Source organism: Aquabacterium sp., assembly GCF_035476535.1.
Lineage (GTDB): Bacteria > Pseudomonadota > Gammaproteobacteria > Burkholderiales > Burkholderiaceae_C > Pseudaquabacterium.
In genome coordinates this window covers 1-12,868 of sequence record NZ_DATILJ010000162.1, presented here as the reverse complement: position 1 = coordinate 12,868, position 12,868 = coordinate 1, and the positions used below count along the sequence as shown (strand labels likewise).

The 12,868-nt window shown below is 67.0% G+C and carries 7 protein-coding genes; all 7 read left to right on the top strand.

Annotation, left to right across the window (positions count from 1 at the left end; all coding sequences use genetic code 11):
- Window positions 1-156 precede the first annotated feature (156 nt).
- Window positions 157-1,308 (top strand): ABC transporter substrate-binding protein, encoded by a 1,152-nt coding sequence (locus VLK61_RS15715; protein WP_325422554.1) that lies wholly within the window; start codon window positions 157-159, stop codon window positions 1,306-1,308.
- Between the two features lie 36 nt (window positions 1,309-1,344).
- Window positions 1,345-3,735: a methyl-accepting chemotaxis protein gene (locus VLK61_RS15710; protein ID WP_325422553.1), complete on the top strand. Its 2,391-nt coding sequence runs from the start codon at window positions 1,345-1,347 to the stop codon at window positions 3,733-3,735.
- A 333-nt stretch (window positions 3,736-4,068) separates the two neighbouring features.
- Window positions 4,069-6,759, top strand: coding sequence for a pyruvate dehydrogenase (acetyl-transferring), homodimeric type (aceE, locus tag VLK61_RS15705; protein WP_414636818.1), 2,691 nt, complete (start codon window positions 4,069-4,071; stop codon window positions 6,757-6,759).
- An 8-nt stretch (window positions 6,760-6,767) separates the two neighbouring features.
- Window positions 6,768-8,375 (top strand): dihydrolipoyllysine-residue acetyltransferase, encoded by a 1,608-nt coding sequence (gene aceF, locus VLK61_RS15700; RefSeq protein ID WP_325422552.1) that lies wholly within the window; start codon window positions 6,768-6,770, stop codon window positions 8,373-8,375.
- 18 nt (window positions 8,376-8,393) lie between these two features.
- Window positions 8,394-10,154: a dihydrolipoyl dehydrogenase gene (gene lpdA / locus VLK61_RS15695; protein ID WP_325422551.1), complete on the top strand. Its 1,761-nt coding sequence runs from the start codon at window positions 8,394-8,396 to the stop codon at window positions 10,152-10,154.
- A gap of 10 nt (window positions 10,155-10,164) precedes the next feature.
- On the top strand, window positions 10,165-10,971 hold the full coding sequence (locus VLK61_RS15690) for an alpha/beta fold hydrolase (protein WP_325422550.1): 807 nt from the start codon (window positions 10,165-10,167) through the stop codon (window positions 10,969-10,971).
- A gap of 31 nt (window positions 10,972-11,002) precedes the next feature.
- The coding region (locus VLK61_RS15685; RefSeq protein ID WP_325422549.1) for an NADP-dependent malic enzyme at window positions 11,003-12,868 on the top strand (1,866 nt) is incomplete at its 3' end.

Sequence of the window (12,868 nt, the reverse complement as noted above, 5' to 3'; positions counted from 1 at the left end):
CGCATGAGCTGGCGCTGGATTTACCGCTGGGCGAGCTGCTCTCGCTGGCACAGCGCTGAAGTTCGCGCGGTTTCAGCCGAAAACCCGTCACACCGCCCGGGCCGGGAGCCCTGGCGCATGTTCTCCTTCCTAACAAACGTCAACCCAGGAGTACCCATGCCCTCGTTCCGCTTCGTGACTGCTACCGCGGCTGCTGCCGCCATGTTGCTGTGTTCCGCCCTCGCCCGGGCCGCCGACGACGGCATCAGCGACAGCGAGATCCGCATCGGCATGGTCAACGTGCAAAGCGGGCCGGCCGCAGGCCTGGGCAAAGGCATGCTCGAAGGCGCGCTGGCGGTGTTCAAGGACGTCAATGCCAAGGGTGGCGTGCACGGCCGCAAGATCAACCTGGTGGTGGCCGACGACGGCTATGAACCGAACCGCGCGGTCGACGAAACGCTGAAGATGATCGAGCAGGAGAAGGTCTTCTCGCTGTTCGGCTATGTCGGCACGCCCACGGCCAATGCGGTGCTGCCCATCGTCAAGGAAATGGACGTGCCGCTGGTGGGTGCGTTCACCGGCGCGATGACCTTGCGCCAGCCGGTGACCAAGCAGCTGTTCAACGTGCGCGCCAGCTACGACGACGAGGCCGAGACCCTGGTGGCGCACTTCATCGAGAAGGGCGCCAAGTCGGTGGCCGTGTTCTACCAGGACGACGGCTTCGGCACCGCGGTGCTCTCAGGCACCGAGAAGGCCTTGAAGAAGCGTGGCCTGGCGGTCGCCGCCAAGGGCACCTTCCAGCGCAACACGCTGGCCATCAAGACCGGCCTGGCCGCGATGCTCGATGCCAAGCCCGACGCGGTGGTGATGGTCGGCCCCTACGCCCCGCTGGCCGCCTTCATCAAGGAGGCCCGCGGCGCGGGCCTGAAGTCGCAGCTGGCCACCGTGTCCTTCGTCGGCACCGACAACCTGGTCGGTGAAGTCGGCAAGGCCGGCGACGGCGTGCTGATCTCGCAGGTGGTGCCGTTTCCGGCCGACGACAACGCGGCAGTGGCCAAGGAATGCCGCGACGTGATCGCCCGCCATGCCGGCGGCGCCAAGCTGGGCTTCGTCAATTTCGAAGGCTGCCTGACGGCCCGCGTGCTGGTCGGCGCGCTGGACCGCGCCGGCAAGACGCCGACGCGGGCCGCGCTGGTGGCGGCGATGGACGGCATGAAGGGTGTCGACCTCGGCGGTGTCACGCTGAACCTGGCCGCCGACAACCACCAGGCGATGAACCAGGTGTTCCTGACGCAGATCAAGGACGGGCAGATCAGCAAGTTGCGCTGATCACGATCACGAGTCGACGGTTCCTGGGACAACAACATGAAAATCTCGCATCGTCTCATCGCCCTCACCACCTTCACCTCGGCCGGGCTGCTGGCCGTGGCAGCGGTGGGTTATTTTTCGGTCACCTCGATCCAGGCCGACCTGCGCGGCCTCACGCTGCAGGCCACGCCGCTGCAGAACCGCACCTACGAGCTGCAGGAGCGCACCGAGCGGGCCATGGGCAGCCTGCTGCGCCTGTCGCTCGCCCGCTCGCCCGATGAAGCCAAGCGCAGCAGCGGCGCCTTCGAGGCCGAGCTGAAGGAGCTGGAGCGCCTGACCGGCGAGATCAGCCGGCTCGACCGCAGCGTGGCCAGCGATCTCGGCGCCTTCCGCAGTGCGCACCAGCAGATCGACGGCACCGTGGCGCGGCGCCTGCAGGATGACAGCGCGTACCGCAGCGAGACCGCGCGGGCGCGCGACGCGCTGCAGCAGGCCGAACAGGCCATCACCACCACGCGCGCCGCGGTGGCCACCATCGAGACCGAAGCCGCGAAAGCGGCCGACAAGGCCCAGGAGGTCGGCCGCGGCCTGGCCGCGGGCACCAAGGCCGCGCTGCTGGCCCAGGCCCGCATGAAGGACCTGGTGATCCTGGTCGGCGAGACCGACCTGGTGAGCAACCGCTTCCGCATCACGCCGCTGAAGGAAAAGCTCAAGGCCACGATCGACGCGATCCAGCGCATGGAACTCGAAGGCGCGCAGGCCGACCTGCTGAAGGAGGTGAAGGGCCTGGCGGTGTCCCTCAACGAGGCTTTCGTCAAGGAGGGCAATGGCCTGTTTGCGCTGCGCACCGAGGTGCTGGCCGGCAAGAAGGAGCAGGAAGCCGCTTACCAGGCCCAGCGCAAGGCCATCCTCAAACCGCTGGACGATGAGGCCGCCAAGCTCGGCGCCGCGGTCGATGCGCTGGAGGTGCAGGGCGCCAAGCAGCGCCAGGTGCTGGAAGCGGCGTTGCGCTTTCGCAATGAACCGGGCGGCGTGGTGGCGGCCAGCGATGCCATTGCGCTGGACATGAAAGAGCTCACCGCCACGCTGCGCCTGCTGATGCTGGCCGCCAGCACCCAGGAAGTGAAGGACGGTGAAGCCTCGCTGGCCAGCCTGGCCGGCCGGATGAACGGCAACGTCGACCGGCTGCGCGCCGGCCTGCAGAAGATGGGGCGGCCGCAGCTGGTGGCCAATGTCGAAGCGGCCACCGAAGCCCTGAAATCGGTGGACGGCTCGATCGCCAAGGTGACCGCGGCCAAGCACAGCGTGCTGGCCAGTGAGGGCGCGCTGCAGCAGGCGCTCGGCGAGCTGAAGCAGGTGGCGGCCAAACAGGCCGAGCAAGGCGCGCTGCAAGTGCGCAACATCACCGAACGCCAGCACCAGGTGGTGGGCCATGTCGACCAGCAGGTGTCGAATTCACTGGCGCTGATCCTGGGCATTGCCGGCGTCATCATCGCCGCCGGTGCCGTGTTGAGCGTGCTCACCGTGCGCGCCGTGACGCGCCGGCTCGACGCGGCCGTGCGGGTGGCTGAAGCCGTATCGAATGGCCGGCTGGACGCCGTGCCCCAGGTGCATGGCAATGACGAAACCACCCGCCTGCTGGGTGCGCTGGGCACCATGGTGCGCACGCTCACCGGCATGGTCTCGCAGATCCGCCAGGCCAGCGACTGCATCCACACCGGCTCCAGCGACATCGCCGGCGGCAACCAGGACCTGAGCGCGCGTACCGAGCAGCAGGCCGGCCACCTGCAGCAGACCGTTGCCTCGATGGCCCAGCTCACCAGTTCGCTGCGCGACAGCTCGGAGGCCGCCCACCAGGTCGAGACGCTGGCCGAGCAGGCCAGCAGCGTGGCGTCGAACGGCGGCGCGGCGGTCGGCCGCGTGGTCACGACGATGGACGAGATCCAGCTCGCCTCGCAGCGCATTGCCGAGATCGTCAGCGTGATCGATGGCATTGCGTTCCAGACCAACATCCTGGCGCTGAACGCCGCCGTCGAAGCCGCGCGGGCCGGCGAGCATGGCCGCGGCTTTGCCGTGGTGGCCAGCGAAGTGCGCGCGCTGGCCGGCAAGAGCGCCGATGCGGCACGCCAGGTCAAGCAGATCATCAGCATCAGCGTCGAGAAGGTGAGCGACGGCTCGAACCGCGTGCGCGAGGCCGGCGTGACGATCGAGTCGGTGGTGACCCAGGTGCACCAGGTCAGCACGCTGATCCAGACCATTTCGCGCGCCAGCCGCGAGCAGTTTGCTTCGCTGGGCGAGGTCAATGGCGCCGTGGCGCAACTCGACGAGATGACCCAGCGCAACGCCGCGCTGGCCCACGAGAGCAACGCCGCCGCGGGCACGCTGTGCCAGCAGGCGGAGAGCCTGCTGCAGGCCGTCTCCGTCTTCAAGCTCGACGACGTGGCCTGAGCTTGCCCCCTACACGCCTGCGGCGTGGTCCCCCCGAGGGGGATCAGGCCGACCGGGGGACCCGGATCGGCCTGAGCTTGCCCCCTTCACGCCTGCGGCGTGGTCCTCCCGAGGGGGATCCGCCCGGGCAAAGGGTTTGTGCGTAGCAGCCCACCCGGGCGGCCGGACGAGCCGGCTGCCCGAAGTCCGGATCGGCGGACGAGCCCTGTTCGCCCTCTCTTCACAAGTCCTTATGAATCAATGACTTAGCTCATTTCTCGCTCTCAATGTCACATGGCACGCCGGATGCTATTCAGCAAGGCCGGCCCGCATCACCCGATGCGAGACAAGACCATGACACAGGAGACAGCGATGAGCACGATGGGCGACCTCGACCCCACCGAAACATCCGAATGGACCGACGCACTCAGCGCCGTCCAGCAGCACCGCGGCAGCGATCGCACCAACTACCTGATCAACCGCCTGGTCGACCAAGGCCGGCGTGATGGCGTGTATGTGCCGCGCTCGCTGACCACCGCCTACTGCAACACCATCCCGCCCGAGCGCGAGGACAAGAGCCCCGGCGACCGCGCCATCGAACATCGCCTGCGATCGATCATCCGCTGGAACGCGATGGCGATCATCCTGCGCGCCAACAAGGATTCGTCGGAGCTCGGCGGGCACATCGCCAGCTTCCAGTCGGCCGCCACGCTGTACGACATCGGCTTCGGCCACTTCTGGCACGCGGCCACCGACACGCACGGCGGCGACCTGCTGTTCATCCAGGGCCACAGCTCACCGGGCATCTACGCCCGCGCCTTCCTCGAAGGGCGCCTCACCGAAGCGCAGCTGCTGAACTACCGCCAGGAGACAGACGGGCAGGGCATTCCGTCCTACCCGCACCCCTGGCTGATGCCGGACTTCTGGCAGTTCCCCACCGTCTCGATGGGCCTGGGCCCGCTGATGGCGATCTACCAGGCGCGCTTCCTGAAGTACCTGCATGGCCGTGGTCTGGCCGACACCGCCAAACGCAAGGTCTGGGCCTTCATGGGCGATGGCGAGATGGACGAGCCCGAATCGCTGGGCGCGATCTCGCTGGCCGGCCGCGAGAGCCTGGACAACCTGGTCTTCGTCATCAACTGCAACCTGCAGCGGCTCGATGGCCCGGTGCGCGGCAACGGCAAGATCGTGCAGGAGCTCGAGAGCGTGTTCCGTGGCGCCGGCTGGAACGTCATCAAGGTGCTGTGGGGCAGCGGCTGGGATGCGCTGCTGGCCAAGGACAAGAGCGGCAAGCTGCTGCAGCGCATGGAAGAGTGCGTCGACGGCGAGTACCAGGACTTCAAGAGCAAGAGCGGCGCTTATGTGCGCGAGCACTTCTTCGGCAAGTACGACGAGACCAAGGCCCTGGTCGCCGACATGAGCGACGACGAGATCTGGGGCCTGACCCGCGGCGGGCACGATCCTGTCAAGGTCTTTGCGGCTTATGCGGCCGCGGTCAAGCACACCGGCCAGCCGACGCTGATCCTGCCGAAGACCGTCAAGGGTTACGGCATGGGCGAATCCGGCGAAGGCCAGATGATTGCGCACCAGGCCAAGAAGATGACGCAGGACGCGCTGCGCGGTTTCCGCGACCGCTTCCAGATTCCGGTGTCCGACGACGAGCTGTCCAGCATGCCCTTCGTCAAGCCGGCCGACGACAGCCCGGAGATGAAGTACCTGCACGAGCGGCGTGCGGCTTTGGGTGGTTACCTGCCGCAGCGCCGGCGCAAATCGGCCTCGCTGGAAATCCCGCCGCTGGCCAGCTTCCAGCGCCTGCTGGACAGCAGCGGCGAGCGTGAGATCTCCACCACGATGGCCTTCGTGCAGATGCTCGGCACGCTGGTGCGCGACAAGCAGATCGGCAAGCATGTGGTGCCCATCGTGCCGGACGAATCACGCACCTTCGGCATGGAAGGCATGTTCCGGCAGCTCGGCATCTGGTCCTCGCTGGGCCAGCTGTACAAGCCGCAGGACGCCGACCAGCTGATGTACTACCGCGAGTCGAAAGACGGTCAGGTGCTGCAGGAAGGCATCAACGAAGGCGGTGCGATGTCCAGCTGGATCGTCGCGGCGACTTCGTACAGCACGAACAACGTGCCGATGATCCCGTTCTACATCTACTACTCGATGTTCGGGCTGCAGCGTGTGGGCGACCTGGCCTGGCTGGCGGGCGACATCCGCGCACGCGGTTTCCTGCTGGGCGGCACCGCCGGGCGCACGACGCTGAACGGCGAAGGCCTGCAGCATGAGGACGGCCACAGCCACATCCTCGCCGGCACGATTCCCAACTGCATCAGCTACGACCCGACCTTCGCCTACGAGGTGGTGACGATCATTCGCGACGGCATGCGGCGCATGTACGCCGAGCAGGAAGACGTTTATTACTACGTCACGCTGATGAACGAGAACTACCCGCACCCCGGCATGCCTGAGGGCAGCGAGGCAGGGATCCTGAAGGGCCTCTATCAACTCAGCGACGGCGGCAAGACACCGAAGAAGGGCCACCGCGTTCAGCTGATGGGCAGCGGCACCATCCTGCGCGAGGTGATGTTCGCGGCCGAGTTGCTGCAACGCGACTTCGGCATCGCCGCCGACGTCTGGAGCGCCACCAGCTACAACGAGCTGCGCCGCGACGGCATGAGCACCGAGCGCTGGAACCGGCTGCATCCGACCGAAGCGCCGCGCAAGAGCCATGTGGAGACGTGTCTCGAGGGCCATGACGGCCCGGTCATCGCCGCGACAGACTACATGCGTAACTATGCTGACCAGGTCCGCGATTCCGTGCAGGCCGCCGGCCGGCGCTACACCGTGCTGGGCACGGACGGCTTCGGCCGCAGCGACTACCGACGCAAGCTGCGCCGCTTCTTCGAGGTCGATCGCTGGCACGTGACCGTCGCCGCGCTGAAGGCGCTGGCCGACGACGGCGTGATCAAGCCGGCCGTAGTGGCCGAGGCGATTGCGAAATATGGGCTCGACGCCGAGCGTGCGGCGCCCTGGACGGTGTGAGGCACGACATGAGCAACATGAACGACATCAAAGTGCCCGACATCGGCGACTTCACCGATGTGCCGGTGATCGAGATCTTCGTCAAGGTCGGCGACACGGTGAAAGCCGAAGACCCGCTGGTCTCGCTGGAGTCCGACAAGGCGACGATGGACGTGCCGGCGCCGCGCGGCGGCAAGGTCAAGTCCATCAACGTGAAGGTTGGCGACAAGGTCGGTGAAGGCAGCGTGATCATGGTCTTCGAAGGCGAGGGCGGGGCAGCAGCGCCTGCGCCGGCCGAAGCGGCCAAGCCGAGTGTCAGCGCACCGCCCTCGGCCGTCAGCGCACCGGCCGGCGTGGCGGACGTGCGTGTACCCGACATCGGTGACTTCAAGGACGTGCCGGTGATCGAGATCTTCGTCAAGGTCGGCGACACCGTGAAGGCGGAGGACCCGCTGGTCTCGCTGGAGTCCGACAAGGCGACGATGGATGTGCCCGCGCCGCTGTCCGGCGTTGTTCAGGCGATCAAGATCCAGGTCGGTGACAAGGTCAGCGAAGGCTCGGTGATCCTGACGCTGACCACCGGAGATGGCAAGGCAGCGGCGGTGGCGACGCCGGCAGCGTCCGCCGCTGCGGTGGCTGCGCCTGCTGCCGCGCCCGCAGCCGCTGCCGTGTCCGGTGGTGGCATCGATGAAGCCGCCTTCGCGCTGGCCTACGCCGGCCCGGCGGTGCGCAAGCTGGCGCGTGAAATGAGCGTCAACCTGGGCGCGGTCAAGGGTACCGGCGAGCACGGCCGCATCGTGCGTGAGGACGTATTGGCCTTCGCCAAGGGTGGCGCCACGGCGACTGCCCCGGCGGCAGCCAAAGCCGCACCGGCGTCGGCCGGTGGCGGAAGTGGCGGCGGCCTCGACCTGCTGCCCTGGCCCAAGGTGGACTTTGCGAAATTCGGCCCGATCGAGCGCAAGGAGCTGTCGCGCATCAAGAAGATCTCGGCCGCCAACCTGCACCGCAACTGGGTCGTCATCCCCCACGTCACGACGCACGACGAAGCCGACATCACCGATCTCGAAGCCTTCCGCGTGCAGATGAACAAGGAGCTGGAGAAGTCGGGCGTCAAGCTCAGCATGCTGCCCTTCATGATGAAAGCGGCGGTGGCGGCGCTCAAAAAATTCCCCGAGTTCAACGCCAGCCTGGAAGGTGACGCGCTGGTGCTGAAGAACTACTGGCACATCGGCTTTGCCGCCGACACGCCGAACGGCCTGATGGTGCCGGTGATCCGCGATGTCGACAAGAAGACCGTGCCCGACATCGCGAAGGAAATGGGCGAGCTGGCCAAGCTGGCACGCGACGGCAAGTTGAAGCCCGACCAGATGCAGGGCGGCACCTTCACGATCAGCTCGCTGGGCGGCATCGGCGGCATCTACTTCACGCCCATCATCAATGCGCCCGAGGTCTCGATCATGGGTGTCTGCAAGAGCTACTGGAAGCAGGTGTCCAGCGACGGCAAGGCTTACCAGTCGCGGCTGATCCTGCCGCTGTCGCTGTCCTGGGACCACCGCGTGATCGACGGCGCCGCGGCCGCTCGCTTCAACGTCTACTTCGCCAACGTGCTCGCCGATCTGCGGCGCGTGCTGTTCTGAACCCGGGGGCTGCATCACATGACGCAATTGATCGAAGTGAAGGTTCCGGACATCGGTGACTTCAAGGATGTCGCGATCATCGAGCTGCTGGTCAAGCCCGGTGAGGTGATCGCGGTCGAGACCGCGCTGATCATGGTCGAGTCCGACAAGGCCTCGATGGAGATCCCGTCGACCCATGCCGGCACGGTGAAAGAGCTGAAGGTCAAGCTGGGCGACAAGGTCAGCGAAGGCTCGGTGATCCTGGTCGTCGAAGCCGCAGGTGCTGCGGCGGCCGCGCCCAGCCCGGCGCCGGCAGCGGCGGCAGCAGCGCCGGCACCGGTCGCAGCGGTGCCGGCGCCCACGGCCGGCAGCTTCACCGGCAAGGCCGATGTCGAATGCGAGGTGCTGGTGCTGGGCGCCGGCCCCGGCGGTTATTCGGCCGCTTTCCGCAGCGCCGACCTGGGCATGAAGACCGTGCTGGTCGAACGTTATGCCACGCTGGGCGGTGTCTGCCTGAACGTCGGCTGCATCCCGTCGAAGGCGCTGCTGCACACCGCCAGCGTGATGGACGAAGTCAAGCTGTTGGCCCACCACGGTATCAAGTTTGCGGCACCGGAAGTCGACATCGATGGCTTGCGCGGCTTCAAGGACGGCGTGGTCAAGAAGCTGACCGGCGGCCTGGCCGGCATGGCCAAGGCGCGCAAGGTGGAAGTGCTCACTGGCGTCGGCGGCTTCCTCGACCCGCATCACCTCGAAGTGGTGGCCGCAGGCGGCGCGCGCAAGGTCGTGAAGTTCGCCAAGGCCATCATCGCCGCCGGCTCGCAGGCGATGAAGTTGCCCTTCATGCCCGAGGACGAGCGGGTCGTCGATTCCACCGGTGCGCTGTTGCTGAAGTCGATTCCGAAGCGCATGCTGGTGGTCGGTGGCGGGATCATCGGATTGGAGATGGCGACGGTCTACTCGACCCTGGGCACACGCATCGATGTTGTCGAAATGCTCGACGGCCTGATGCAGGGCGCCGACCGCGACTTGGTCAAGGTGTGGGAGAAGTTCAACACACCGCGCTTCGACACCGTGATGCTGAAGACCAAGACCATCGGCGCCAAGGCGACAAAGGCCGGCATCGAGGTCAGTTTCGAAGGCGAGAAGGCGCCCAAGGAATCGCAGGTCTACGACCTGGTGCTGGTCGCAGTCGGTCGCAGCCCGAACGGCAAGAAGATCGGCGCTGACAAGGCGGGCGTCGCCGTCACCGACCGTGGCTTCATCAACGTCGACAAGCAGATGCGCACCAACGTGCCGCACATCTTCGCGATCGGCGACATCGTCGGCCAGCCGATGCTGGCCCACAAGGCGGTGCACGAGGCGCACGTGGCGGCCGAGGTGGCACATGGCGAGCAGGCGTTCTTCGACGCACGCCAGATCCCCTCGGTGGCCTACACCGACCCCGAGGTGGCCTGGGCCGGCAAGACCGAGGAGCAGTGCAAGGCCGAGGGCCTGAAGATCGGCAAGGCGGTGTTCCCGTGGGCGGCCTCGGGCCGTGCCATCGCCAATGGCCGCGACGAAGGTTTCACCAAGCTGCTGTTCGATGAAGCCACGCACCGCATCGTCGGCGGCGGCATCGTCGGCACGCATGCCGGCGACCTGATCAGCGAGATCTGCCTGGCCGTCGAGATGGGCTGCGTGCCGGCTGACATCGGCAAGACCATCCATCCGCATCCGACGCTGGGCGAATCGATCGGCATGGCCGCCGAGGTCTTCGAAGGCCATTGCACCGACCTGCCGCCGGTGAAGAAGAAGTAGGCGCTGCGCCATGGCCCTGAACCTGGCTTTCGAGACCGTCGGCAGCGGGCCGCCGCTGCTGGTGCTGCACGGGCTGTTCGGCTCCGGCAGCAACTGGCGAAGCATCGCCCGTCATCTCGGCGTTACCCACACGGTGCACAGCGTGGACTTGCGCAACCACGGTGCATCGCCCTGGGCCGACAGCATGAGCTATGCCGAGATGGCCGACGACGTGCTGCAGCTGATGGACCGGCTCGACTTGATAGCGCCCATCGTGCTCGGCCACAGCATGGGCGGCAAGACGGCGATGGCGCTGGCCCTGCGCCAGCCCGCGCGGGTTGGCGGCCTGATCGTGGTCGACATCGCACCGGTCTCGTATGCCGACACGTTGACGCCTTTTGCCCAGGCCATGAGCACGGCCGATGTGGTGACCACCGCCAGCCGGGCCGAGGTGCAGCGGCGCTTGCAGCAGGCCGTGCCGGACCCCGGCGTCGTGCCCTTCCTGATGCAGAACCTGGTGCTGCACAACGACCACTTCGATTGGCGCATCAACCTGATGGGCATCTGCGCGGCGATGCCGCAGCTCTGCGGCTTCCCCGGCGAGCTGCTGGGCGGGCGCTTCGAGCGGCCGGTGACGGTGATTGCCGGCGAGCATTCCGACTACGTGGCGCAGCGCGATGGCGCGGCCTTTGCGCCGATGTTCCCGCAGGCCCAGGTGGAGGTGATCGCCAACGCTGGCCACTGGGTGCATGCCGACCAGCCCGCGGCCTTCGTGGCCTGCGTGAAGCGGGCGCTGCAACAAGTCCCTCGGCGCGCCGCCACCGCGAGCGCGCATTGAATCCGACACGACAAGACAAGGAGAGACCGACATGAGCGACGACACCCTGCGCGAAGCCGCACTGGACTACCACCGCTATCCCACGCCGGGCAAGATCTCGGTCAATCCGACCAAGGCCATGGCCACGGCGCGAGACCTGTCGCTGGCCTATTCGCCCGGCGTCGCCGATGCCTGCATGGCGATTGCCGAGGATCCGCGCGAAGCCGGCAACCTGACGGCGCGCAGCAATCTGGTGGCCGTCATCACCAACGGCACAGCCGTGCTCGGCCTGGGCGACATCGGCCCGCTGGCCGCCAAGCCGGTGATGGAAGGCAAAGGCTGCTTGTTCAAGAAGTTCGCCGGCATCGATGTGTTCGACATTGAACTGGCCGAGAACGACCCCGACAAGTTGATCGAGACCATCGCCCGCATGGAGCCCACCTTCGGCGGCATCAACCTCGAGGACATCAAGGCACCGGAGTGCTTCTACATCGAGACCCAGCTGCGCGAGCGCATGAAGATCCCGGTCTTCCATGACGACCAGCATGGCACGGCCATCGTCGCCGCCGCGGCGATCCTCAATGCGCTGAAGCATGTGGGCAAGAACATCGCCGAGGTCAAGCTGGTGGCCTCCGGCGCCGGCGCCGCGGCCCTGGCCTGCCTGGACATCGCGGTGAGCCTGGGCCTGAAGCGCGAGAACATCTTCGTCAGCGACGCCAAGGGCGTGGTGTACATGGGTCGCACCGAGGGCATGGACCCGAACAAGGCGCGTTATGCCCGCGACACCAGCGCGCGCAAGCTCGCCGACGTGATGCAGGACGCCGACATCTTTCTCGGCCTGTCGGCCGGCGGCGTGCTGAAACCCGAGATGGTCAAGGCCATGGCGCGCGACCCGATCATCCTGGCGATGGCCAACCCGACGCCGGAAATCACGCCCGAGGATGCGCTGGCCGCGCGGCCCGATGCGGTGATCGGCACCGGCCGTTCGGACTACCCGAACCAGGTCAACAACGTGCTGTGTTTCCCGTTCATCTTCCGCGGCGCGCTGGATGTCGGTGCGACGACGATCAACGAAGCGATGAAGCTGGCCGCCGTGCGCGCCATCGCCGAACTGACGCACCAGGAGATTCCCGAAGTCGTGGCCCAGGCCTACGGTGCCAGCGGTCTGCGCTTCGGCCGCGACTACCTGATCCCCAAGCCCTTCGATCCGCGCTTGATCGAAGTGGTGGCACCGGCCGTGGCCCAGGCAGCGATGGACAGCGGCGTCGCCAGCCGGCCGATCACCGACATGCCGGCCTACCGCCAGCGCCTGTCGCAGTTCGTCTACCAATCCAGCAGCAGCATGCAGCCGCTGTTCGCCGCGGCCAAGCGTGCACCCAAGCGCGTGGTCTATGCCGAAGGTGAAGACGAGCGTGTGCTGCGCGCGGCGCAAGTGGTGGTCGACGAGGGCCTGGCGCGGCCGTTGCTGCTGGGCCGGCCCGAGGTGATTACCCATCGCATCGCCGAGTACGGCCTGCGCCTGACACCCGGCACCGATTGCGAGACCATCAACCTGCAAGACCCGGCGGTGTACGGCGATGCGGCGGACGACTACTTCCAGCTCAAGCGCCGCGAAGGCGTGTCGCGCGCGGTGGCCCGCGTCGAGATGCGCAGCCGCTGCAGCCTGCTGGCAGCCATGCTTGTGCGCCAGGGGCGCGCCGACGCGATGTTGTGCGGGACTTTTGGAAGTTATGGCGAGCACCTGCGCCATGTGCGCGATGTCATCGGCCTGCGCGCCGGCACGCAGACCCTGGCCGCGATGCAGATGCTGATGCTGCCCGGCCGCCAGCTGTTCATCTGCGACACCCACGTCAACCGCGACCCCACAGCCGAACAAGTGGCCGAGATCGCCTTGCTGGCGGCCGAAGAAGTGCGCCGC

Bases quoted from the DNA above. Each gene is read 5' to 3' on its own strand.
- VLK61_RS15715 (WP_325422554.1), top strand. From the start codon at position 157: ATGCCCTCGTTCCGCTTCGTGACTGCTACCGCGGCTGCTGCCGCCATG.
- VLK61_RS15710 (WP_325422553.1), top strand. From the start codon at position 1,345: ATGAAAATCTCGCATCGTCTCATCGCCCTCACCACCTTCACCTCGGCC.
- aceE (WP_414636818.1), top strand. From the start codon at position 4,069: ATGACACAGGAGACAGCGATGAGCACGATGGGCGACCTCGACCCCACC.
- aceF (WP_325422552.1), top strand. From the start codon at position 6,768: ATGAGCAACATGAACGACATCAAAGTGCCCGACATCGGCGACTTCACC.
- lpdA (WP_325422551.1), top strand. From the start codon at position 8,394: ATGACGCAATTGATCGAAGTGAAGGTTCCGGACATCGGTGACTTCAAG.
- VLK61_RS15690 (WP_325422550.1), top strand. From the start codon at position 10,165: ATGGCCCTGAACCTGGCTTTCGAGACCGTCGGCAGCGGGCCGCCGCTG.